Origin of the sequence: Bacillus sp. UMB0728 (assembly GCF_002858875.1) — a bacterium.
In the GTDB taxonomy this organism is placed as follows: domain Bacteria; phylum Bacillota; class Bacilli; order Bacillales; family Cytobacillaceae; genus Bacillus_AB; species Bacillus_AB infantis.
The window spans coordinates 862,664-885,177 of sequence record NZ_PKLA01000003.1 but is presented as its reverse complement, the minus strand read 5'-3'; the positions used below and the strand labels follow the sequence as shown (position 1 = coordinate 885,177).

Here is a 22,514-nt window from a genome sequence, read left to right as displayed (position 1 = left end):
CCATCATGGCGCCCTGCCTTTTTGCTTTGCCTGAATAATATTCTCTATAGATCTTAAATCAGCGATGCAGCTTTCCCCCGATTTCCTGATTGGCCCTGTACCACAGCCAAAGATCGTTGATGATGGAAGCAAGATCCGCGATCTCACTGTTCAATTTGCATGAAAGCTCAAAATTCTCTTCATCTGCGAGCTGGTCCTGTCTGCGGTTTATCTGCGTCTCAAGCTCTGATATCCTGTCCGGGATCCCCCCGCGTATCTTCTCCCATGTATACAGAATTTCCTGGCGCTCTTCCTGCGGGTACTCTTCCCACTCGCCATCCAGCACAGGGACAGCAATCCCCAGGCGCTTATCCAAAATGAAAACATCCTCCATCTCATCCGTCCCCCAAAAATAGGCTGCTTTTATTGTACATGGTGACAGGCACCTATACCAGTCGGCCGGACTGGTACAGGTGCCTGTCACCATAAATTTTTATACATTTTAACGAATAACTATTGAATTAATCCCGGAATATTGTTAGAGTATTAACTAGTTAATTGTATAAAAACATAATTTAAATGAATATTTATTCGTTCATCTATAGAGGAGGAAATTTTCATGTCAAATCAAAAAGTTGTTTTAGCATACTCAGGCGGACTGGATACTTCTGTGGCGATCAAATGGCTTGGCGACCAGGGATACTCGGTGGTTGCGTGCTGCCTTGACGTTGGGGAAGGCAAGGATCTGAAGTTCATCCAGGAAAAGGCGCTTAAAGTGGGAGCAGTCCAGTCATATGTACTGGATGTGAAAGAAGAGTTTGCGAATGAATATGCACTTGCTGCCCTTCAGGCGCATGCTCTATATGAAGGCAAATACCCGCTTGTATCTGCTCTTTCCAGGCCTCTTATTGCTAAAAAGCTTGTTGAAGTGGCTGAAAAGGAAGGCGCCGCTGCTGTTGCGCATGGCTGTACAGGAAAAGGAAATGACCAGGTAAGATTCGAGGTATCGATCCAGGCACTTAATCCAGACCTCAAGGTGCTCGCGCCTGTAAGGGAATGGAAATGGTCCAGAGAAGAAGAAATCCAATATGCAAAGGATAATAATATCCCGATTCCGATCAATCTGGATTCTCCGTTCTCAATAGACCAGAACCTTTGGGGCCGCAGCAATGAGTGCGGGATTCTGGAAGATCCGTGGGCGGCTCCGCCTGAAGAGGCCTACGACCTGACAACAAGCCTTGAGTATACGCCTGACACACCTGATATCGTAGAAATCGAATTCAGCAAAGGGGTGCCGGTAAGCCTGAACGGCAAAGCTTATCCGTTATCCGAGTTGATTCTGGAGCTGAATCTGATGGCAGGCAAGCATGGAGTCGGGCGCATTGACCATGTTGAGAACAGACTTGTCGGCATTAAATCAAGGGAAGTCTATGAGTGTCCGGGAGCCATGACGCTGATCAAAGCGCATAAAGAGCTTGAAGACCTCACACTTGTTAAAGAGCTTGCCCATTTCAAGCCTGTCATCGAGAAAAAACTGACTGAGCTGATTTATGAAGGGCTTTGGTTCTCGCCATTGAAAAAGGCTTTAACGGCTTTCCTTGAGGAAACACAAAAGCATGTGACAGGAACTGTAAGGGTGAAATTGTTCAAGGGGCACAGCATCGTCGAAGGCAGAAAATCTCCTTATTCCCTTTATGATGAAAAATTGGCCACATATACATCTGAAGATGAATTCGACCATAATGCCGCGGTTGGTTTTATCCAGTTATGGGGCCTGCCGACAAAGGTTCAAAGCATTGTCCAGAATAAGAAGGTGACAGTGTGAAAAAGCTTTGGGGAGGAAGATTCACGAAATCGGCAGAAGAATGGGTCGATGAATTCGGAGCCTCCATCTCCTTTGACCAGGAGCTTGTTGAGGAAGATATAGAGGGAAGCCTTGCACACGTGGAAATGCTGTCCCGCTGCGGGATTATTGAAGAGGAGGAAGCAGCTCAGATCCAAAAGGGACTCAAGCTGTTAAAGGAAAAGTCCCAGGAGGAAGGGCTTCCTTTCTCTGTAAAGCTGGAGGATATACATCTGAACCTGGAAAGCCTGCTTACGGACGAAATCGGGCCTGTCGGCGGCAAGCTTCATACAGGCAGAAGCAGGAATGATCAGGTAGCAACAGATATGCACTTGTATTTAAAGAAACAGGCAGCACATGTTATCAAGCTGATTGAAGAGCTCCAGGCAGCCCTGCTTTCCCAGGCAGAGGAGAATGTGGAAACCCTCATGCCGGGCTATACTCATCTTCAGAGAGCACAGCCTATTTCGTTTGCGCATCACTTGATGGCTTATTTCTGGATGCTGGAAAGGGATAAGGAGAGATACAGCGAGAATCTGAAAAGGATCAATGTTTCTCCTCTTGGTGCAGGCGCCCTTGCCGGTACAACCTTTCCAATCGACCGCGAGCTGACAGCCAGTCTGCTCGGGTTTGATGACATCTATGAAAACAGCATGGATGCTGTAAGCGACAGGGACTTTATCCTTGAATTCCTTTCAGCAAGCAGCATTCTGATGATGCATCTGTCCCGTTTCAGCGAGGAAATCATTCTCTGGTCGAGCCAGGAATTCCGGTTCATTGAGCTCGATGACAGTTTTGCTACAGGAAGCAGCATTATGCCGCAAAAGAAAAACCCAGACATGGCAGAACTGATACGCGGAAAAACCGGCCGCGTCTACGGCAACCTTGTCGGCCTGCTCACAGTGCTGAAGGGGCTGCCTCTTGCTTATAACAAAGATATGCAGGAAGATAAAGAGGGAATGTTTGATACAGTTAGAACGGTTATTGGCTCACTTAAAATTTTTTCCGGCATGGTTGGGTCCATGACGGTTAACAGTGAAGTAATGGAAAAGGCCACGAAAAGCGATTTTTCCAATGCGACAGAACTGGCTGACTATCTTTCCGGTAAAGGCTTGCCATTCAGGGAAGCCCACGAAATTGTCGGGAAGCTTGTCCTTGATTGTGTGAACAGAGGCTGCTTCCTTTCCGGCCTGCCGATGGAAGTGTATAAGGAGGCAAGCGCCCTTTTTGAGGAGGATATTTACGAGGTCATTGACCCGCGGGCGGCTGTTGCAAGAAGGAACAGCCAGGGCGGAACAGGGTTTGCCCAAATAAAGAAGGCGCTGGAAAAAGCAAAAGGGCGCCTGAAGGATAAAGCCTACTCATAACAATAAAGGCCGCTGCAGGGAAGCAGCGGCCTTTTAACTATTATTCCGGGTCCTTTTCGGTCCTGACTACAAGCACATCACATGGGGCATAGCGGGTGATATGTTCGGAAACGCTGCCGATCAGGAAGCGTTCAACTGCATTCAAACCAGTTGCCCCGCAGACAATCAGATCTGCATGCTGGACCTTGGCAATTTCCTTGGGTATCTTTACTTTCGGAGAACCATAATCTGTCACATATTCCACATTTTCTACTCCAGCCTCCACTGCTTCCTGCTGATATTTTTTAAGCAGCTCGGCTGCAAACATGTCAGCCCTTTCAGCAATCGTCCTGTCATAGGCTTCGACAGTTGCGAAGGTGCGCGTATCGATAATGTGGGCAAGGGTCAGCCTGGCTTTGTTCCTGACTGCGATCCCGACCGCCTTCTTGAAGGCCCATTCCGCTTCCTTGGAACCGTCTACTGCTACTAAAATGTTTTTGTACGTGAGCGTCATTTGCATCTCCTCCTTTACCTTTATTATACATTACCCCAAAATGCATAACTGTTACAGAAATTCGAAAGATAGTATAGATGAAAAAAATCGATAAGGGGGAAATGAAGATGCCAAAAGAGCCGAAAGGGCAGTCTCATTATATCTATGACGACCAGGGACACAGCCAGGTAAGTGCACAAATCATGGATTCGTACAACAGCGGTGTCATCGATCAGGAAAATGGAAGAGTCGACACTTACAGCAGCGAAGAGGAAACAAAATAAAACATTGAAAAAAGTGCAGGGCGCTGTCCTGCACTTTCTCGTTATTGCCTTCCTTTTCGCAGCTGAAGACAAATGTAAAGGGAAGCGGTGGCTATAAATGAAACAAAACCTGGAGAAGCATTTTCAGGCAGGAGGCTGTAAGAGATGATCCCGAAAGCCATGCTGATGATTGCCTGCTTATTGACAAAACCAGGCTCCCGCAGGACCAGCAGATCTGCCTCAGTCAGCTTCCGCCTTTTTATGAAAAGAAAATCTGCTGCAATAACCGCAGAAATGGGAATGACAAAGGTGCCGAGCAGAGAGATGTATTTCTGCGCTGATTCAACGATATCAGGAAAGCAGCTCAGAATGACCGCAGCGAGTCCGAACAGGCATGCACTCTTTATCCTGCCGAGCCCCTGGAATGTATTCAGCAGACTGAATCCGCCTGTATAGGCGTTGTTCAGGTTGATGGAAATCATCGACATCATGGCACAGGCGAAAATCAGCACCAGTACGGAAACAGAAGATGTGAGGGTGCTTGCCGACACAAATGGATTCAGCTCTCCCAGGAGGCTTGCAGACAATGCCCCTAAAACGGCTGTGATGGCAAAGCCGGCTGTGTTCCCGGAAAAAAGCCCCCAGAAAGCGCCGCGTTCAGACTTCGCGTACCTTGCCATATCAGAAGAAGCACTTAATCCTGAAACGTATTGGACAAAAGCCAGGCTTGAATAGAACAGGAATGAAGAAAACTCCCAGCTGCCATGGGTTAAGATTATGCTGTGATCAGTCTGGCCCGCTTTTTGGATCAGCAGGACAAACAGTGCAGCCTGGCCGATCAGCAGAAATGGCATAAAATAGCGGGTTGCTTTTTTCACCGCATCAAAGCCGACAAGCGCTAATATGGCCATGATCAGGGCCAGGCAGACCGACACTGCCAGAAAAGGCAGCCTGACAGAAAAAAGCCTGCTGCCCAGCTCGGTCAGTACAGCAGTTCCGCCGATCGTCTGGACAGCAAACCAGTATAATGAGGTCAAAGTACGGATCGGAGACGAAATATATCTTGCCGCCCCTGTGCCAAGCATGCTTCTGATCGCATATTGGGCAGGCAGCCCGTAGCGGGATCCGGGCAGCGTCAAGAAGGACACAAACAGAAAGGCGAAAGCCGCCCCGATCATGGTGGATGCTGCGGCAGCATAAAAAGAAAGGCCCCCTGAAATCACGGCGAGTGCAGGGACAAGGAAATTCCCCGAATTTACCGAAAAGGCCATCTGCAGAATCATGTAATCATACCAGGGTGTCTGTTTGAGATGGGAGGGAACGGCCTCCAGCCCAAGCTGCTCAATTTTACCCCGGCTGTCTTTTTGTATGTTGGCAGTTGACGCCATACTTGCATCAGCTCTCTTTCTAAATACATTTTACAATAATCGGTGGAACTGAAGGATATTTTTTTGTCCCGGGCATGGAAAGAAGTCATCTTAACCGAATAACTCAGCATTTTTAACAAGAGCGTATCATCACGGCAATGTAAGGGTTTGCAGGCGATAAAAAAATTTTACTTTCTTCTTTTCCTATAAAGGTGTTATAGTAGTATCGGTTCTATCCTATTTACTATATTTTGCAGGAGGTATGCAGCATGCGTATCGGAATACCCAGAGAGATAAAAAACAATGAAAATCGTGTCGCAATGACACCGGCTGGCGTTGTCAATTTGCTGAACTTTGGTCATGAAGTATTTATTGAAACCCAGGCTGGCATGGGATCCGGTTTCACTGATGAAGATTATACAGCTGCTGGCGCGAAAATCGTAAACAGTGCAGAGGAAGCATGGTCCATGGAAATGGTCATGAAGGTAAAAGAGCCCCTGCCTAGTGAATATGCTTATTTCCGTGAAGGCCTGATTTTATTTACATACTTGCATTTAGCTCCAGAGCCGGAGCTGACGAAGGCTCTGATTGATCATAAAGTGGTTGGGATCGCTTATGAAACGGTCCAGCTTGCCAATCATGCATTGCCTCTCTTGACCCCAATGAGCGAGGTTGCCGGAAGGATGGCTTCCCAGATCGGGGCGCAGTTCCTGGAGAAGGTCCATGGCGGCAAAGGGATCCTGTTATCCGGTGTGCCTGGCGTGCAGCGCGGAAAAGTAACAATCATCGGCGGCGGTGTAGCCGGTACGAATGCAGCTAAAATGGCAGTAGGACTTGGTGCAAAGGTGACAATCATCGACCTGAGCCCGGAACGCCTGCGCCAGCTTGATGATATCTTCGGCAATGATGTGACAACATTGATGTCCAATCCTTATAATATTGCAGAAGCGGTCAAAGATTCTGATCTAGTGATCGGTGCCGTTCTCATTCCGGGAGCAAAAGCGCCAAAGCTTGTGACAGAAGAAATGATCATGAGCATGAACCCAGGCTCTGTCGTGGTTGATATTGCGATTGACCAGGGAGGGATTTTTGAGACAACTGACAGAATCACTACCCATGACAACCCGACTTACGAAAAACACGGTGTAGTCCATTACGCGGTTGCCAATATGCCTGGCGCCGTGCCGCGCACTTCAACGATTGCCCTGACGAACGTGACTGTGCCGTATGCAGTCCAGATCGCCAATAAAGGGTATAAGCAGGCATGCGCAGATAATGAAGCTCTGCTGAAGGGAATCAATACTCTTAACGGCTATGTTACGTATAAAGCTGTAGCCGAGGCACATGGCCTTGACTATTCTGATACAGCGACGCTGCTTGAGCAGCAGTAAATAGAAAAGATCCGGAGCCGCTGCTCCGGATCTTTTTGCTTCAATCAGACAAATTGAAGTTCCTTCGGGAATTTCGTTAAAATCTCAACACCGTTTTCTGTTACGGCCAGATCATCCTCTATCCGGACGCCTGCCACACCAGGAACATAAATGCCAGGCTCAATGGTAAATACCATGCCTTTCTCAAGCTGAAGGGAGTTGGCTGAAGTCAACGAAGGATACTCATGTACACTTACTCCGAGACCATGGCCGAGGCGGTGAGGGAAGTATTCCCCGTAGCCGGCCTCTGCAATGATATTTCTTGCCGTCATATCTATTTCAGAGCAGGCAGCTCCCGGCTTTGATGCGTCCACGGCGGCCAGCTGCGCTTTAAGGACTGTTTCATATATTTCTCTCTGCTTCTCGCTGATCTCACCGTATGCGACAGTGCGGGTGATGTCTGAGCAGTAGCCGTCGACTACGACACCTAAATCAAAAAGGACAAGATCGCCTTTCTTGATTTTGGTCATTCCCGGTGTCCCGTGGGGGGAAGCGCCGTTTGCGCCGGTCAGGACCATCGTGGAGAAGGACATTTCATTGATGCCCTTTTTCTTCAAGGCATACTCGACCGCAGCGAGGACATCCATCTCGGTCTTTCCTTCCTTAATTTCTTCACAGCCTGTCTGGATGGCAAAGTCGGCCAGGGCGCATGCTTCACGGATGATTTTCAGCTCCTTGTCATCCTTCACCATCCTGAGCTTTCTCAGCTTTTCTTCTGCAGGAACGAATGCCGCGCTGGAGAATAAAGCAGAAATTGCTTCATAACGCTCTACATTCATATGTTCTTTTTCAACTGCAGCCCTGCTGACTTTTTGATTTCTTTTCTGGATGGCCGAAGAGATGAATTCCCATGGATTATCCGTATCGCTGTAGCCGATGATTTCATAATTCCATCCGGCATTCTTAGCATCATTTTTTTCCATCCCGGGGCAGACAAGGAAAGGCTCTTCATCCTGGAAAACGCCAAGGCCAAGGAGGCGTTCATGCGGATCGCTTAGGAACCCGCTTAAGTAAAAGACATTATCGGGAGAAGTGATAAAGCTGAAGTCAATATCCTCTTCCTTCATCCATTGTGATAACTTGCTGATTCTGCTGTCCATGCAAAAACCTCCTAAATCGTATGTAAGTGCAGTTTGCTTCATGTTAATTGTAAACTTTTAATTGTGAATTAGAAAGGGTATAGGACTATATCAGGGAGGAAATCCTGTATTTTTGTTGAACATTGAATTACATAAGAGTTTGAAGGGAGAAGATAGCGATGAAGGTTTCATACCATGGGCATGCTGTCGTAAAAATTGAAACAAAAGGCAAAGTAATTTTATTCGATCCATTCATCACAGGGAATGAACTGACAGACCTGAAGGCAGAGGACGTCAAACCGGATGTCATCATCCTGACACACGGCCACAGCGACCATCTTGGGGATACAGTGGAATTGGCAAGGAAGAATGATTCTCTTGTTATTGCAAATGCCGAGCTTGCTGCTTATCTTGGCTGGCAGGGCATCAGGACGCATGCGATGAGCATCGGAGGAGCTTATGAGTTCGACTTTGGAAAGGTAAAGCTCACACCTGCCATTCATGGCACCGGGCTGATGACAGAGAATAAAGAGATTATCTATCTTGGCATGCCGGCCGGCGTCCTTTTCACGTCTGAGGGAAAAACGGTTTATCATGCAGGAGATACTGCATTATTTTCAGATATGAAGCTGATCGGCGAGCGCCATCCGATTGATGTTGCATTCCTGCCGATTGGCGATAACTTCACAATGGGGCCTGAAGATGCCGCATATGCAGCTGAGCTGCTGAAGGCAGGGGTGACAGTACCGATCCATTTTAATACTTTCCCCCCGATCAAACAGGATCCGCAGAAATTTATTGAAATGCTTCCTTCAGGCAAAGGCAAGGTGCTTGAAGCAGGGGAGTCCATCGAACTATAAGTGCAGCTGCGGCTGCACTTCTTTTTTTCTGAGCCGCCCCCTCCTTATCTAAAGGTCTTTTTCAGGCATGTCCGCATAGATATAAAATAGAAAAAGGAGGAGTTGCAATGAAAAACAATCGGTATTTACTGTGTATCCTGCTGTGCGGGATGATGCTGTACTATGCGGTCCCCAAGCTGTCGATTGAAAGCGCGGGGGCGGAAGGCATCTTTGCCGGGGCCTGGCTGCTGCTGGCCCTGTTTGTGGTGGCCGGCAATCTATCCGGCCTGCTGTTTTCGCAGGCCAAAGCGAAGGCAAGGCTTTCTGCGGGAGCAGCAGCCAGAAGGAAAAAGAGGCCGGCCAGGAGCTTCAGCAAATAACCTGAGGGCTCCTGTCCTGCGGATATGTGTTATAACATCAATCGTAAATTGAATCGGCCGGGAATTCACCTTATAATAAAATAAGAAAAATTTACAAGACGAACAGCAATTTTAAATAAAGGGTGAAGGTTTTGGCTACTAAGCATGAACAAATTCTGCAATATATAGATGAGCTTCCGATCGGCGAGAAAATATCTGTCAGGCAGATAGCAAAGGCCTTGTCGGTCAGTGAGGGAACGGCTTACCGTGCAATCAAGGATGCTGAAAATAAAGGATATGTTAGCACGATTGAAAGAGTCGGCACCATCAGGATCGAAAGGAAGAAAAAAGAGAATATTGAAAAGCTGACATTCGCTGAAGTGGTCAACATTGTAGACGGGACTGTCCTTGGAGGGCGCGACGGCCTCCATAAAACCCTTAATAAATTCGTGATCGGCGCCATGAAGCTGGAAGCCATGATGCGCTATACAGGCGCCGGGAACCTGCTGATCATAGGAAACAGGACACGCGCCCATGAGCTGGCACTTAAAGCAGAGGCGGCGGTCCTGATTACAGGCGGATTCGATACGGATGATGAGGTCAAAAAGCTGGCAGATGACCTTCAGCTGCCGATCATCTCTACTAGCTATGATACGTTTACTGTTGCCACGATGATCAACAGGGCCATCTATGATCAGCTGATCAAAAAAGAGATTGTCATGGTAGAGGATATTTTGACCCCACTGCAGGAAACGGTGTTCCTTTATTCCTCTGAAACTGTTTCAGAATGGCATGGCCGCAACAGGGAAACCCTTCACAGCCGCTTCCCTGTCGTGGATCAGAATATGAAAATACAGGGCATGATCACTTCAAAGGATATAATGGGACATGCTCCGGAATCAGCTATCGAAAAGCTGATGACCAAAAGCCCGATGACTGTAAACGGGAAGACAAGTGTAGCATCAGCCGCCCATATGATGGTCTGGGAAGGCATCGAGGTTCTTCCAGTTGCCGATGAAGCCAATCGGCTCCAGGGGATCATCAGCAGGCAGGATGTACTCAAGGCGCTGCAGATGATCCAGAGGCAGCCGCAGGTGGGAGAGACAATTGATGATACTGTAACAAGCCAGCTGGTCCTGTCGCGCGGAAAGGCGAGGGGAGAAGATGTATACCGCTGCGAGGTCAGCCCCCAGATGACCAATCCGCTCGGCACAATCTCTTACGGCGTGTTCACAACCATTGTCACCGAAGCAGCCAACAGAGTCCTGAGAAGCTATAAAAAAGGGGATCTTGTTGTTGAGAATATGACTATCTACTTCCTGAAGCCTGTCCAGATCGACAGCGTACTCGAAATCGTTCCAAAAATACTTGAAGCCGGTCGCAAATTCGGCAAAGTAGACGTCGAAGTCTTCAGTGAAGGCATTCTCGTAGGAAAAGCCATGATGATGTGCCAGCTCATTGACCGGCATTAAGAAATGCAGAAAAGCTGTGCTATATTAAAGAACGCAGGCTAAGAACGCCACGTCCTGTGGCAACGCCTGCATGACCCACATCCTGTGGGCCCAGCATAAGACAAGAAGGGTGGAAGGTTGTTCTTTAACCTTCTGGCCTGATCAGCTTATGACTCGAGGGGCTAGCGCCCGGAACTGGACTGTTTTCGAAGACCGAAGAGGAATAACTATAAATGATAAAAGCGGAGGCGGCTTGCCCATTAGGCAGCTTCCGCATCTTGAACCAAGCCATAAATAAAAGCCGCTTCCATAAGGAACGGCTTTTTGAAAAAGGCTTTAATTTTGCTGTTTGCGGAGATCTTCTGCTTCCTTAGCGGCATAAGGAAGATAATGCTGGTAGGCTTTAAAACCTGCCCAGACATTGATTCCGCCGAGAATAATAAAGACGGCAGCGACAATATAGGTGACAGTTGTGCTGTAAAGGAAAAGCTGGTTGATGCCGAATAAGGCGACAAACAGTCCCAGCGCGATGCTTGACTTGGCAGACAGCCACTTTTTTTCCGCAGGCCTCCGGCTTCTCACAGTCTTTATTTTATAGAATACATAGAATGCAATGGAAATAACAATCAGTATGACTAAAACAGGCATTTGAATTCCTCCGGGCATCATTCTCTTGGGATTAATATAAGTGTCAGCCTGATTATGAGCCGGCACCTATATTATTTTAACGATAATCAGGAGGAAAAGCCATAAAAAGAGCAGGCCGTTTCTTTTTCTTTTGATTCTTTTATGCTAATAATTAGATATTCTTTCTAAAAGGAGACCACAATGAAATCAAAAATTCTTGATGAAATAAAAAAATATGATACCATCATCATCCACCGCCATGTAAGGCCTGATCCTGATGCATACGGCTCCCAGGGCGGGCTGGCGGAAATCATTAAAACATCTTTCCCGGAAAAAACGGTATATACGGTCGGGAAGGAGGAAGAGTCGCTGAACTTTATGAGGCGGCTTGACAGCATCCCGGATGAAGCCTATAAAGGGGCTTTGGTCATTGTGTGCGACACAGCCAATCAGGAGCGGGTCTGTGACCAGCGATATACGATGGGCGATAAGCTCATTAAAATCGACCATCACCCGAACGAAGATCCTTATGGCGACATTATGTGGGTTGAAACCGATGCCAGCTCTGTCAGTGAAATGATCTATGAGTTCTACCTGGAGGGGAAGGATGCAGGATTAAAGATGTCTGATGAGGCAGCCAGGCTGATATACGGGGGAATTGTCGGGGATACGGGACGATTCCTGTTTCCGAGCACAACGGAAAAAACCTTTGAAATTGCTGGTGAATTGATCCGCTATAATTTTTCACGGACAGATCTTTACGACAAAATGTATGAGCTGAAGCCGAATGTCGTCAAACTGAACGGATATGTTCTGCAGAATTTCGAGGTTCTTGCCAACGGCGCAGCATCTGTGACAATCAGCAGGGAGCTTCAGGAGCAATATGGACTTAAGGCTTCAGATGCATCCCTTCTTGTAGGGGTACTTGGCAATGTCCAGGGAATCAAAGCATGGGTATTCTTTATCGAGGAAGAAGATCAGATCAGGGTCCGCCTCCGTTCAAAGGGGCCGGTCATCAATGGCCTGGCCAAGAAGTATAAAGGCGGGGGACATCCCCTGGCAGCAGGAGCTTCCATCCATTCATGGGAAGAAAAGAAGGATGTTATCAAAGATTTGGAGGAAATCTGCCTGTAACAGGCTGAAAGGGCGCCGGTATAATGGGCGCCCTTTCCTTAGTCTTCAAAAGATATCTTCAAGGAAATCGTCAATGTTGTAAAAATGACCATTTCACTTACTTCCAGGCGGTATCTTTTATCATTGATGCGGAATGTCCGGTTTTCAATGACCTTCCTGATCAGTCCTGTGCTTTTCGATACGCTTTCCATATCCTTTGCCACCAGAATTCTTATATCCTCCTTGACGCTGTCCTCGACCTGAAGCACACTCAATGTATCAAGCTTATATTTATCGGCGTTGGTTATTTTTACTTTTATGTCCTGTACAGTCATCTGTTTAAGGCTTTTCTTATTCTGTTCCTTGAAGCTCTCCTGCCAGAGCTTGATATCATTTCTTAGCCCTGCAATTGTTTCTTCCTGTTTTTCTATCTTAAAACTGTAGTCCTCCTGCCATACGCCAAAAATGAACAAAAAGATGAACCAGCTGACGGCGCCGCCAATGGCCATGCCGGCAAACAGCTGCTGCCATGCCGGCTTCCTGTAATAAGGAGGGATCCTCATGATATATGCTCCTGTGTGAGCCAGCTGATGATTAGTGCCCCCGTTTGTGCTCCGCCCAGCGCGGAAAGAATGAGCATGAACTGTTTGAAAATATCTTTTGTCTCTCCCTGGAACAGCCCTCTTTCAAAGCTGTATACAGCATCGAAAGTGCCCCCGATCGCGGCGACGATCGCCCAGATCCTGATCATATTGGAGAGGCGGAACACCTCAGTCAGAGGCGGCTTGCCGGTCAGGAAAGCTGCAAGCCCCCCGATAATCGATCCGCCAATCAAAACACCCAGTGCAATAAAATAGCTTTCCATCATTGAAGCAAAAAATGGCTGGTGTTTCATAGTGTAATCCTTCCTTATCGAGATAGTCGCTCGTTTAAAAGATTCATAAATTTCCCCTATTCCATCTTATGGACAAACTCCAGCTATTATGTTCAGGATCAGGAAAGTTTGGAGGGATTTTTAAGGCAGATGAGCAAGGCTTTTCCGCATTTCGTGTTGTCCAGCTCCAAAGCCTAGCCCCTCGAGTCATAAGTCACTTAGGAATTGAAGGCAAAGAACGCCTTCTATTCCTAAGCGCCTTATGCTTGTCGGGGCTGATCAAGGCTTTTCCGCATTTCGTGTTGTCCAGCTCCAGCGGCTAGAGACTCGAGTCATAAGCCAATCAGGCCAGAAGGTTAAAGAACAACCTTCCGTCCTGCTCGTCTTATGCTTGTCGTCTCTGGGCAAGCCGCTTCCGCATTTCTTATTTTCTTTTTGGAAACGGACGTTCTATAATTGATATTATAAAAGTTTCTTTCTAGTGCGGGGCCGGCGGGAGAGGTTGAAGATCCCTGCCAGGCTTTGTGCCCGGAACGACGGATTAAGGGTGTGAGTTAATGTCATTTATTCACCTTCATGTATATAGTGCATACAGCCTGCTGACAAGTACGGTTTCGGTTGAACAGCTTGTTGCGCGGGCAAAGCAGAAAGGCTTCAGCGCCATTGCCTTGACAGACCGGAATGTAATGTATGGTACGGTTCAGTTTTACAAGGAATGTCTCAAGCATTCTATTAAACCGATCATCGGCCTTTGTGCAGATATTGAATCCGCGGGAGGGGAAAAGGGGCCGAGCCCTTTAGTGCTCCTGGCCCAAAACCAGGACGGCTTCCAGAACCTCCTGAAAATATCGAGCACTCTTCAAACGAAAGCGGACGGGGGGATCCCGGTAAAATGGCTGAAGCATTATTCCTCAGGGCTTATTGCCCTTACACCGGGCCTGGAAGGAGAAATCGAACAGTATATTGCCGGCGGTGAAGAAGAGAAGGCGCTTGAAGCCATTCGCCTCTATACAGAGATTTTCGGAAAAGACCGGTTTTATCTGGCCTATCAGGATCATGGCCTTCCGGAAGAAAAGAAGATAAACAGAAAGCTGAAGGAATTGTCTGTAAACCATGGCTTTCAGACCGCTGCGGCAAACCAGGTGTTTTATGCCGAAAAAGAAGATGCTTTTGCCCAGGAATGCCTTCTGGCCATTAAAAATGGCGATAAACTCCAGGACGAAAACCGCTTCCGTCTTCAAAGCGATGAATATTATCTTAAGACAGCAGAAGAAATGTCAGAGGTTTTTACAGAAAGCACTGAAGCACTGGAGAACACCATTAAAATTATGGAGCAATGCAATGTCATGCTGGAGCTTGATAAGAAGCATCTGCCAAAATACCCTGTCCCGGAGGGGGATGCGGATACACTGCTGGAAGAGCTGTGCTGGAAGGGATTTGCGGAGCGCTATCCCGAGGCTTCGGAAGTCCATCGCCAACGCCTTCTATATGAGTTAGGCATCATTAAAAAAATGAAGTTCAGCGATTATTTTCTGATTGTCTGGGATTTCATCAAATTCTCCAGAGAAAACGGCATCCTAACTGGCCCTGGCCGGGGATCTGCGGCCGGATCCATGGTGTCTTACGTCCTTTATATAACCGATGCTGACCCAATTGAGCATGAGCTCCTGTTTGAGCGCTTTCTTAATCCGGAGCGGATATCCATGCCAGATATTGATATAGACTTTCCGGACCATAGAAGGGATGAGGTCATCAGATACGTCGCAAAAAAATACGGAGAGCTCCATGTGGCCCAGATTATCACTTTCGGCACGCTGGCAGCCAAAGCGGCAATGCGGGATACCGGAAGGGTGTTCGGCCTGAATGCAAAAGAGCTTGAGCAGGTTTCTCGCCTGATCCCGTCCCGACCAGGCACAAACCTGAAAACAGCCTACAAAGAATCAGAACAGCTGCGGGCGTTTACGGCTGAATCCAGCCTGAATAAGAGGTTATTTGAAACAGCGCTGAAAATCGAAGGGCTTCCAAGGCATACATCCACACACGCTGCAGGTGTGGTTATCAGCGAATTTCCCCTTGTTAATGTGGTTCCAATCCAGCAGGGCCATGAAGGAGTCTATTTGACGCAATACTCAATGGAGCATCTGGAGGCTGCCGGCCTTTTAAAAATGGACTTCCTGGGGCTGCGCAATCTTTCCCTTATTGAAACGATTTTATCCTCCATTCAGCGGAAAACAGGAAAGAAACCTGATATAAAAAAGATCCCCCTGGATGATGAAAAGACATACCGGCTTCTTAGCTCCGGGGAGACGACAGGTGTCTTCCAGCTTGAATCTGATGGGATGCGGAATGTACTCAAGAAGCTGAAGCCGACCCGCTTTGAAGATATTGTGGCGGTCAATGCATTATACAGGCCGGGACCGATGGAGAATATCCCATCCTTCATTAACAGGAAGCATGGGAAAGAGCCGATTTCTTACCCGCATCCGGATTTGAAGCCGTATTTAGAAAAAACTTACGGAGTCATTGTCTACCAGGAGCAAATCATGCAGATTGCTTCCAAGATGGCCGGCTTCTCTTTGGGAGAAGCAGATTTGCTGAGAAGGGCTGTGAGTAAAAAGCAGAAGGATGTGCTGGACCGGGAGAGGGCCCATTTTGCATCAGGTGCTGTGAGCAGCGGCTATGACGAGAAAACAGCTCAGGAAGTTTACGACCTGATTGTGCGCTTTGCAAATTACGGCTTTAACAGAAGCCACGCTGTCGCCTACAGCTTTATCGCTTACCAGCTTGCCTATTTGAAAGCTAATTATCCTTTGAACTTTATGGCTGCACTCCTTTCACAGGCTTCAGGCAATGAAGATAAGCTTGCCCAGTATATCCGTGAGCTGAAGCATCTGGGGCTCACGCTTCTTCCGCCATCAATCAATTCGAGCGGCTATTCCTTCCAGGCAGAAAGCGGCGGCATCCGCTACAGCCTTGCAGCAGTGAAAGGGATAGGCGCCTCTGTCCTGAAGGATGTCTTTCACGCCCGAAGGCAGAAGCGTTTTGAGGATTTGTTTGATTTTTGCATCAGGGTACCTGCAAAATCAGCCACACGAAAAATTCTGGAGGCATTTGTGCATTCCGGCAGCTTCGACGAATTCGGGGAGGACCGCGCTGTTTTGCTTGCCACTCTGGATATAGCGATTGAGCATGCAGAACTGGTTAAGCCGGATGAGTCCGGCCAGGAGGATTTCTTCTCTGAAGATGAATTTTCCATCAAGCCGAAGTACGCGGAAAATGACCCCATCCGCATTGAAGATAAGCTTCAGTATGAAAAAGAGTATCTCGGACTTTATCTGTCAGACCATCCTGTTTCCGTTTATGCTGCCAGTTTTGCCTCCCTCGGTGTCACACAGCTGGCAGATATGGAACCTGGCAGCCGGAATATAAGAACTGCCGCTTATCTTTCAGAAGTAAAAAAAATCAGGACGAAGAAGGGAGAGGCCATGGCTTTCCTGTCCCTCAATGACCAGAGCGGAGAAATGGAGGCAGTTGTATTCCCTGCGGTATATAAAAGGGATTCTGCACTCCTGAAGCAGGGAGCTATCCTTCTCTTGGAAGGCAAAGCCGAGGAGCGGGATGGAAAGAGGCAGTTTATTGTGAACCGTGCCGCAGATATGGGACAGGCAGCAGCAGAAGCAGGCAAGCATGAGAGGACCTTATATTTGAAGGTCCCTGAAGATATAGAAACACCTGAAGGCCTGAAGGAGCTCAAAGCTATCCTGGGGAGGAATCCTGGATCAGTTCCGGTCGTCCTTCATTATGCAGGATCTCAAAAGACGATCCGCCTGGCAGAAGGAAACGGAGCAGATGCCTCAGAAAAGCTGCTCAAAGATCTGGGCAGCGTGCTCGGCACTGAAAATGTAATTATAAAATAGTGGGATTCTTGCCTGTTTCAGGCAGGAATTTTGCTTCTTCCGGCAGAAAGGTTACAGCAGCAAGTCGTCCTGAGATTAGGCAGAAACGGACGAAAATACGTCATTTGGACCGGTTGTTTTGTCTTTACATCAAATCAGGATATGTTATATTGGTAAATAGATTGACTGGTCTGACCACTAAAATAAGTCATTTAATAATATAGCAAATGAAACCTTTCTGCATAAACGAAGGAGTGAGCCGTTTTGACACTAAGAGAAGAAGCTTTGCATATGCACCGCGAAAACCAGGGAAAGCTGGAGTCGAAATCCAAGGTCCAGGTACGTAATGCCAAGGATCTGAGCCTTGCTTATTCGCCGGGAGTGGCTGAGCCGTGCAAGGCGATATATGATAAACCGGAAACAGTATACGAGTATACAATGAAGGGCAATATGGTTGCTGTAGTATCAGACGGTACAGCCGTGCTTGGACTCGGCAACATCGGCCCGGAGGCTGCGCTACCTGTAATGGAAGGGAAAGCGGTCCTTTTTAAAAGCTTTGCAGGCGTTGATGCTTTTCCCATCTGCCTGAATACAACCGATATTGATAAAATCGTTGAAACTGTAAAGCTTCTTGAGCCAACCTTCGGGGGCGTCAATTTGGAGGATATTGCGGCTCCTAATTGCTTCGTGATTGAAGAAAGGCTGAAAAAAGAAACCAATATACCAATCTTCCACGATGATCAGCATGGCACAGCTATTGTGACAGTTGCAGGGATGGTCAATGCCCTTAAGCTTGCAGGAAAGAAGATGAATGAGGTCAAAGTTGTAGCTAATGGTGCAGGCGCTGCCGGAATTGCCATCATTAAGCTGCTGTACAGCTATGGCGTCAGGGACATTATCATGTGCGATACAAAAGGCGCCATTTTTGAAGGCCGTCCGCAGGGCATGAATGATATTAAAAATGAAGTGGCGAAATATACGAACCGCGACAATAAGCAAGGAAGCCTGGCAGATGTCATTGTCGATGCAGACGTATTTATTGGAGTTTCTGCAGAAGGAGCTCTGACAGCAGACATGGTCAGGTCGATGAAGCAGGATCCTATTATTTTTGCGATGGCCAATCCTAATCCGGAGATCATGCCTGAAGAAGCAAAAGAGGCAGGCGCAATGGTTGTGGGCACCGGAAGGTCGGATTTCCCTAACCAGGTGAATAATGTCCTTGCTTTTCCCGGAATCTTCCGCGGAGCCCTGGATGTGAGGGCAACACATATAAATGAGAAAATGAAAGTGGCTGCGGTCGAAGCAATTGCAAGCCTGGTCAGCACAGAAGAGCTGACTGCAGACTACGTCATTCCGGGACCGTTTGATCCGAGGGTTGCGCCGGCGGTGGCTGCAGCGGTAGCGAGGGCAGCCATGGAGACGGGCGTAGCCAGGATCAAAGTGGATCCTGAAGAAGTAAAGGCAAAAACAAGCAGACTTGCAGTCATTGGAAAAAGTGAGTGATCAGAGAGCGTGAATTTGTCGGAAGGCTCCAAAGTATATGTTGAAATCGTGAAAGAATTAAGATCGATGATCCAGGAGGATGGCTTGAAGCCTGGGGACAAATTGCCTTCTGAACGGGAACTGACAGAGCGCCTGAATGTTGGGCGCTCTTCCGTCCGGGAAGCGCTGCGGGCGCTTGAACTGCTTGGCCTTATTGAGACAAGGCGCGGGGAAGGGACATTCATCCGTGACTTCAGGGGGCACCAGCTTGTACAATTATTGAGTACATTCATCCTGCAGGATGAAAGATCAAAGCATGATGTCAGGGAAACCAAGTACCTGATTGAGATGGACTGCCTGTGGCTGGTCATGCGCAAGGCAGAAGATGCCCAGCTTCTGGAGCTGCGGAAGTGGGTGGATTCATCTGCTTTTGCAGATGATGATTTTTTTTACAAAATTGTCAGCCTGGCGGATAACCATCTGTTCATCAGAATGTGGCTGATCCTGAAGGATTATTACAATTCACTGCATCTGCAAGGAGCCGATGCCACACTCGAAGAGTATACAAATCTTATCGACGCTCTTTCAACCCGGAAAGAATCAGAAGTCAGAAGAGTGTACCGGGATTTGAGGAAATTGTCGATTCAGCGGTGACAGTTTTTTGCAGATTCTGCAAAGCGATTGTTCTATATTGATAGGGACAAACATACGAAGCGCCTGAAAAGGCTTCGTTTTTTAGATCGGTGGTCTGACCACTGGATCTTAAGCAGTATTTAAGTATATTGGGGCTGATAGTTCCTGAGGCATTTGCCTGATATTAATTGCTTATGTAACGAATGGGGGAGGTTCACCTTGCTTAAAGATATATTCAGTAAACCAAAAAAGAAGAAATATGCAACCATACCTTCGGAAACCGCAAAGCATGATGTTCCAGAGGGAATTATGACGAAATGTCCTAATTGCAAAAAGATCATGTATACGAAAGAGCTGTCCAAAAATTTAAAAGTGTGCTTCCATTGCCAGCACCATCATTCCATGAATTCCCGTGAGCGGCTTAACAGCTTCCTCGATCCGCATACTTTTGAAGAGCTTAATGCTAATATGATTTCTGAAAATCCGCTTGGCTTTCCGGATTATGTAGAGAAGCTGGAGAAAGACCGCAAAAAGACAGGCATCAATGAGGCTGTCGTAACGGGGACTGGTGAAGTAGAAGGCATGAAAGTTTCTGTGGCTGTAATGGATTCGACTTTCCGGATGGGAAGCATGGGATCTGTAGTCGGGGAGAAGATCACCCGGGCAATTGAAAAAGCGGATGAACTGGCTGTTCCGTTCATCATTTTCACTGCTTCCGGCGGGGCAAGGATGCAGGAAGGGGTACTCAGCCTTATGCAGATGGCCAAGACCAGCGTTGCGCTGAAACGCTTCAGCGATAATGGCGGCCTGATTATCTCGATCATGACCCATCCTACTACAGGAGGCGTTTCAGCAAGCTTTGCCTCACTGGGGGATTACAATTTGGCAGAGCCTGGAGCACTGATCGGCTTTGCGGGCAGGAGGATCATTGAACAGACGATAAGGGAAGAACTGCCTGAAGATTTTCAGACGTCTGAATTCCTGCTTAAGCATGGCCAGCTTGATGCAGTGGTTTCAAGGACGGAGCTGAAGGAGAAAGTAGCCAACATACTCAGCATTCATCAAGGAGGTGACTTCGAATGGTAGGAGAACTTGAATTTGAAAAGCCGGTCGTCGAGCTGAAAAAGAAAATTGCCGAGCTGAAGGATTTTACAAAAGATGCAGAAGTCGACCTTTCTGCCGAAATAACCAAGCTTGAGAACCGCCTTGAGAAGCTGGAGAAGGATATTTATGAGAATCTGAAGCCTTGGGACAGGGTGCAGATTGCACGCCATCCTTCCCGGCCAACGACGCTTGATTATATATCCCACATCTTTACTGACTTTTTTGAGTGCCATGGAGACAGGGCCTTTGGGGATGATGAAGCCATTGTTGGAGGTATTGCAAAGTTCAGGGGACTTCCTGTCACGGTAATCGGCCAGCAGCGCGGCAAGGATACCAAGGAAAATATACGCAGGAATTTCGGGATGCCTCATCCTGAAGGATACCGCAAGGCACTCCGTTTGATGAAGCAGGCGGAGAAGTTTGGCCGTCCTGTCATTTGCTTCATTGACACGAAAGGCGCTTATCCCGGGAAGGCAGCAGAAGAGCGGGGACAGAGCGAAGCCATTGCCCGAAATCTATTTGAAATGGCTGGCCTCACGGTGCCCGTCCTTTGTGTCGTCATCGGTGAAGGCGGCAGCGGAGGCGCCCTGGCATTGGGAGTCGGGGACCGCATTATGATGCTTGAAAACTCCACCTACTCCGTCATCTCACCAGAAGGGGCAGCAGCAATTCTCTGGAAAGATGCAGCCCAGGCGAAAAGGGCGGCAGAGTCAATGAAGATCACCGCTCCGGATCTGAAAGAGCTTGGAGTTGTAGACGAAGTGATCCCGGAAATCAAAGGGGGAGCTCATAAAGATGCGAGAGGACAGGCCTTCGAAATCGAAAGCATCTTGTACTCGGCACTGAAGGAGTTGAAAGGCTTGCCGGTGGAGCAGCTTGTCAGCCAAAGATATGAAAAATATAAGTCGATCGGTGAATACTCGTTTTTGAATGACTATATTGGGGTAAATTAAAAAACGTGCTTCCAGCACGTTTTTCTTTTACTCCACATGGGAAAAGTCGTCCGGCTAAAGGTTAAACGCTTTCATTTTAGCGATAATTCCGTCTTTTGCTGTTTCGTGCAGGATTAAGTTGAGATAGACCATTCTTCATGGTATTTTAGAAATATTCCCTGCTATTATGTTTATAATAAGAGGGTATGAACTATCCTCTCAAATATAGATCTTTCCTATTTTATCCATTTACATAGTTTATTGCTATTGACAATTAATGAGGTGATTATGTTGAAACGAATTGGCGTATTAACAAGCGGAGGGGACGCTCCCGGAATGAATGCAGCTGTGCGTGCCGTAGTCCGAAAGGCGATCTTCCATGAAATTGAAGTATATGGCGTTTTCGGCGGATATGCAGGCTTGATCAGCGGAAATATCAAGAAACTGGAGCTTGGTTCAGTCGGCGATATTATTCACCGCGGCGGCACAATGCTTTATTCAGCAAGATGCGAAGAGTTCAAGACAAAAGAAGGACAGCAAAAGGGGATCGATCAGCTCAAAAAGCATGGCATTGACGGCCTTGTCGTAATCGGCGGGGATGGCTCCTACATGGGCGCCAAAGCCCTGACTGAGCAAGGATATCCTTGTGTAGGGGTGCCGGGCACAATCGACAATGATATCCCTGGTACAGAATTTACAATCGGCTTTGACACGGCTTTGAATACAGTTATTGATGCGATCGACAAAATCCGCGATACAGCTACATCTCATGAAAGAACCTTCATCATTGAGGTTATGGGCCGGAATGCAGGAGATATCGCCCTTTGGGCTGGCCTTGCAGGCGGAGCAGAAACCATTCTGATCCCAGAAGAAAATTACGATATGAATGATATCGCAGATCGTCTTCAAAAAGGGAATGAACGCGGCAAGAAGCACAGTATCATCGTGGTTGCTGAAGGTGTATGCAGCGGCCATGAGTTCGGAAAGCAGCTGAAAGAAGCCACCGGCACTGATAACCGGATTTCAACACTGGGCCATATCCAGCGCGGCGGATCTCCGACTGCTTTTGACCGTGTGCTGGCAAGCAGGCTCGGCGCCCGTGCTGTGGAATTGCTGCTGGATGGCAAAGGCGGCCGTGCAGTAGGCATGGAGCAGAATAAATTGGTTGATTATGATATTATTGAAGCATTGGGCAGAAAGCACACTGTTGACCTTGACTTGTACAAACTGTCACAGGAGCTTTCCATTTAAAGAAAATGGCGGAGGCTTGCGAGGAAGCCTCCCCGCCTTTTCATCAGGGCCGGCTCATGATCGGATTAAGGAGCCGGAACGCCCTGGATTATGAACGCAATGGCTTGCAGAAGCAAGCACAGGTACAGTAGGAGGAATCTGACTGTGCAAATA

At 47.7% G+C, this 22,514-nt stretch carries 21 protein-coding genes; 14 read left to right on the top strand and 7 right to left on the bottom strand.

Annotated elements, in window-relative coordinates:
• Positions 1–58: 58 nt before the first annotated feature.
• Positions 59–373, bottom strand: coding sequence for a hypothetical protein (locus tag CYJ37_RS15445; protein ID WP_094766899.1), 315 nt, complete (start codon positions 371–373; stop codon positions 59–61).
• Between the two features lie 225 nt (positions 374–598).
• Here CYJ37_RS15445 and CYJ37_RS15440 point away from each other — a divergent pair, with 225 nt between their 5' ends.
• The gene (locus CYJ37_RS15440) at positions 599–1,804 is read left to right on the top strand and encodes an argininosuccinate synthase (protein ID WP_101550515.1); all 1,206 of its coding nucleotides are present in this window, start codon (positions 599–601) and stop codon (positions 1,802–1,804) included.
• On the top strand, positions 1,801–3,189 hold the full coding sequence (gene argH / locus CYJ37_RS15435) for an argininosuccinate lyase (RefSeq protein WP_101550513.1): 1,389 nt from the start codon (positions 1,801–1,803) through the stop codon (positions 3,187–3,189). Before CYJ37_RS15440 ends, argH begins: the two co-directional genes overlap by 4 nt.
• Before the next feature lie 40 nt (positions 3,190–3,229).
• Here argH and CYJ37_RS15430 read toward each other — a convergent pair whose 3' ends face one another.
• Positions 3,230–3,682: a universal stress protein gene (locus CYJ37_RS15430; RefSeq protein WP_009791719.1), complete on the bottom strand. Its 453-nt coding sequence runs from the start codon at positions 3,680–3,682 to the stop codon at positions 3,230–3,232.
• Between the two features lie 107 nt (positions 3,683–3,789).
• Here CYJ37_RS15430 and CYJ37_RS27330 point away from each other — a divergent pair, with 107 nt between their 5' ends.
• Positions 3,790–3,945, top strand: coding sequence for a hypothetical protein (locus CYJ37_RS27330; RefSeq protein WP_022544273.1), 156 nt, complete (start codon positions 3,790–3,792; stop codon positions 3,943–3,945).
• Between the two features lie 41 nt (positions 3,946–3,986).
• Here CYJ37_RS27330 and CYJ37_RS15425 read toward each other — a convergent pair whose 3' ends face one another.
• Positions 3,987–5,312, bottom strand: coding sequence for a purine-cytosine permease family protein (locus CYJ37_RS15425; RefSeq protein WP_101550511.1), 1,326 nt, complete (start codon positions 5,310–5,312; stop codon positions 3,987–3,989).
• A gap of 248 nt (positions 5,313–5,560) precedes the next feature.
• On the opposite strand from CYJ37_RS15425, the gene ald reads away from it, so the two are divergent.
• Positions 5,561–6,682: an alanine dehydrogenase gene (ald, locus tag CYJ37_RS15420; protein ID WP_094766904.1), complete on the top strand. Its 1,122-nt coding sequence runs from the start codon at positions 5,561–5,563 to the stop codon at positions 6,680–6,682.
• 44 nt (positions 6,683–6,726) lie between these two features.
• Here the strand turns inward: ald and CYJ37_RS15415 are convergent, their stop codons facing one another.
• Complete coding sequence (locus tag CYJ37_RS15415) at positions 6,727–7,821, bottom strand: M24 family metallopeptidase (protein WP_094766905.1); 1,095 nt, start codon at positions 7,819–7,821, stop codon at positions 6,727–6,729.
• Positions 7,822–7,979: 158 nt separating this feature from the next.
• On the opposite strand from CYJ37_RS15415, the gene CYJ37_RS15410 reads away from it, so the two are divergent.
• The 3 genes from CYJ37_RS15410 to CYJ37_RS15400 all read left to right on the top strand — a co-directional run bounded on the left by CYJ37_RS15410 (position 7,980) and on the right by CYJ37_RS15400 (position 10,470).
• On the top strand, positions 7,980–8,660 hold the full coding sequence (locus tag CYJ37_RS15410; RefSeq protein WP_094766906.1) for a metal-dependent hydrolase: 681 nt from the start codon (positions 7,980–7,982) through the stop codon (positions 8,658–8,660).
• 107 nt (positions 8,661–8,767) lie between these two features.
• Positions 8,768–9,019 (top strand): hypothetical protein, encoded by a 252-nt coding sequence (locus CYJ37_RS15405; protein WP_094766907.1) that lies wholly within the window; start codon positions 8,768–8,770, stop codon positions 9,017–9,019.
• Between the two features lie 131 nt (positions 9,020–9,150).
• A complete protein-coding gene (locus tag CYJ37_RS15400; protein ID WP_094766908.1) occupies positions 9,151–10,470 on the top strand; it encodes a CBS domain-containing protein in 1,320 nt (439 codons plus the stop codon).
• A gap of 315 nt (positions 10,471–10,785) precedes the next feature.
• Here the strand turns inward: CYJ37_RS15400 and CYJ37_RS15395 are convergent, their stop codons facing one another.
• The gene (locus tag CYJ37_RS15395) at positions 10,786–11,097 is read right to left on the bottom strand and encodes a YtpI family protein (protein ID WP_022544270.1); all 312 of its coding nucleotides are present in this window, start codon (positions 11,095–11,097) and stop codon (positions 10,786–10,788) included.
• Between the two features lie 180 nt (positions 11,098–11,277).
• On the opposite strand from CYJ37_RS15395, the gene CYJ37_RS15390 reads away from it, so the two are divergent.
• The gene (locus CYJ37_RS15390) at positions 11,278–12,210 is read left to right on the top strand and encodes a DHH family phosphoesterase (protein ID WP_094766909.1); all 933 of its coding nucleotides are present in this window, start codon (positions 11,278–11,280) and stop codon (positions 12,208–12,210) included.
• A gap of 38 nt (positions 12,211–12,248) precedes the next feature.
• Here the strand turns inward: CYJ37_RS15390 and ytrI are convergent, their stop codons facing one another.
• Both ytrI and CYJ37_RS15380 read right to left on the bottom strand, forming a co-directional pair.
• Positions 12,249–12,752 (bottom strand): sporulation membrane protein YtrI, encoded by a 504-nt coding sequence (gene ytrI / locus CYJ37_RS15385; RefSeq protein WP_009791342.1) that lies wholly within the window; start codon positions 12,750–12,752, stop codon positions 12,249–12,251.
• Positions 12,749–13,084 (bottom strand): YtrH family sporulation protein, encoded by a 336-nt coding sequence (locus tag CYJ37_RS15380; RefSeq protein ID WP_009791343.1) that lies wholly within the window; start codon positions 13,082–13,084, stop codon positions 12,749–12,751. The genes ytrI and CYJ37_RS15380 overlap by 4 nt, the downstream gene beginning before the upstream one ends.
• Before the next feature lie 536 nt (positions 13,085–13,620).
• Here CYJ37_RS15380 and dnaE point away from each other — a divergent pair.
• From dnaE to pfkA, 6 genes are all read left to right on the top strand, one after another.
• Positions 13,621–16,980, top strand: coding sequence for a DNA polymerase III subunit alpha (dnaE, locus tag CYJ37_RS15375; RefSeq protein WP_101550508.1), 3,360 nt, complete (start codon positions 13,621–13,623; stop codon positions 16,978–16,980).
• Between the two features lie 243 nt (positions 16,981–17,223).
• The gene (locus tag CYJ37_RS15370) at positions 17,224–18,462 is read left to right on the top strand and encodes an NAD(P)-dependent malic enzyme (RefSeq protein WP_022544269.1); all 1,239 of its coding nucleotides are present in this window, start codon (positions 17,224–17,226) and stop codon (positions 18,460–18,462) included.
• A gap of 66 nt (positions 18,463–18,528) precedes the next feature.
• Positions 18,529–19,095: a FadR/GntR family transcriptional regulator gene (locus tag CYJ37_RS15365; protein WP_050767249.1), complete on the top strand. Its 567-nt coding sequence runs from the start codon at positions 18,529–18,531 to the stop codon at positions 19,093–19,095.
• A gap of 198 nt (positions 19,096–19,293) precedes the next feature.
• On the top strand, positions 19,294–20,160 hold the full coding sequence (gene accD / locus CYJ37_RS15360) for an acetyl-CoA carboxylase, carboxyltransferase subunit beta (RefSeq protein ID WP_009791348.1): 867 nt from the start codon (positions 19,294–19,296) through the stop codon (positions 20,158–20,160).
• Positions 20,154–21,131, top strand: coding sequence for an acetyl-CoA carboxylase carboxyl transferase subunit alpha (gene accA / locus CYJ37_RS15355; protein ID WP_094766911.1), 978 nt, complete (start codon positions 20,154–20,156; stop codon positions 21,129–21,131). The genes accD and accA overlap by 7 nt, the downstream gene beginning before the upstream one ends.
• A gap of 270 nt (positions 21,132–21,401) precedes the next feature.
• A complete protein-coding gene (gene pfkA / locus CYJ37_RS15350; RefSeq protein WP_009791350.1) occupies positions 21,402–22,361 on the top strand; it encodes a 6-phosphofructokinase in 960 nt (319 codons plus the stop codon).
• Positions 22,362–22,514: the final 153 nt, after the last annotated feature.

Excerpts from the sequence above, each read along its gene's own strand:
- CYJ37_RS15430 (WP_009791719.1), bottom strand. The coding sequence starts at position 3,682 with ATGACGCTCACGTACAAAAACATTTTAGTAGCAGTAGACGGTTCCAAG.
- CYJ37_RS15445 (WP_094766899.1), bottom strand. The coding sequence starts at position 373 with ATGGAGGATGTTTTCATTTTGGATAAGCGCCTGGGGATTGCTGTCCCT.
- CYJ37_RS15415 (WP_094766905.1), bottom strand. The coding sequence starts at position 7,821 with ATGGACAGCAGAATCAGCAAGTTATCACAATGGATGAAGGAAGAGGAT.
- dnaE (WP_101550508.1), top strand. The coding sequence starts at position 13,621 with ATGTCATTTATTCACCTTCATGTATATAGTGCATACAGCCTGCTGACA.
- accA (WP_094766911.1), top strand. The coding sequence starts at position 20,154 with ATGGTAGGAGAACTTGAATTTGAAAAGCCGGTCGTCGAGCTGAAAAAG.
- CYJ37_RS15390 (WP_094766909.1), top strand. The coding sequence starts at position 11,278 with ATGAAATCAAAAATTCTTGATGAAATAAAAAAATATGATACCATCATC.
- ald (WP_094766904.1), top strand. The coding sequence starts at position 5,561 with ATGCGTATCGGAATACCCAGAGAGATAAAAAACAATGAAAATCGTGTC.
- CYJ37_RS15395 (WP_022544270.1), bottom strand. The coding sequence starts at position 11,097 with ATGCCTGTTTTAGTCATACTGATTGTTATTTCCATTGCATTCTATGTA.
- ytrI (WP_009791342.1), bottom strand. The coding sequence starts at position 12,752 with ATGAGGATCCCTCCTTATTACAGGAAGCCGGCATGGCAGCAGCTGTTT.
- CYJ37_RS15410 (WP_094766906.1), top strand. The coding sequence starts at position 7,980 with ATGAAGGTTTCATACCATGGGCATGCTGTCGTAAAAATTGAAACAAAA.
- CYJ37_RS15380 (WP_009791343.1), bottom strand. The coding sequence starts at position 13,084 with ATGAAACACCAGCCATTTTTTGCTTCAATGATGGAAAGCTATTTTATT.
- CYJ37_RS15440 (WP_101550515.1), top strand. The coding sequence starts at position 599 with ATGTCAAATCAAAAAGTTGTTTTAGCATACTCAGGCGGACTGGATACT.
- CYJ37_RS27330 (WP_022544273.1), top strand. The coding sequence starts at position 3,790 with ATGCCAAAAGAGCCGAAAGGGCAGTCTCATTATATCTATGACGACCAG.
- CYJ37_RS15405 (WP_094766907.1), top strand. The coding sequence starts at position 8,768 with ATGAAAAACAATCGGTATTTACTGTGTATCCTGCTGTGCGGGATGATG.
- CYJ37_RS15365 (WP_050767249.1), top strand. The coding sequence starts at position 18,529 with ATGATCCAGGAGGATGGCTTGAAGCCTGGGGACAAATTGCCTTCTGAA.
- CYJ37_RS15425 (WP_101550511.1), bottom strand. The coding sequence starts at position 5,312 with ATGGCGTCAACTGCCAACATACAAAAAGACAGCCGGGGTAAAATTGAG.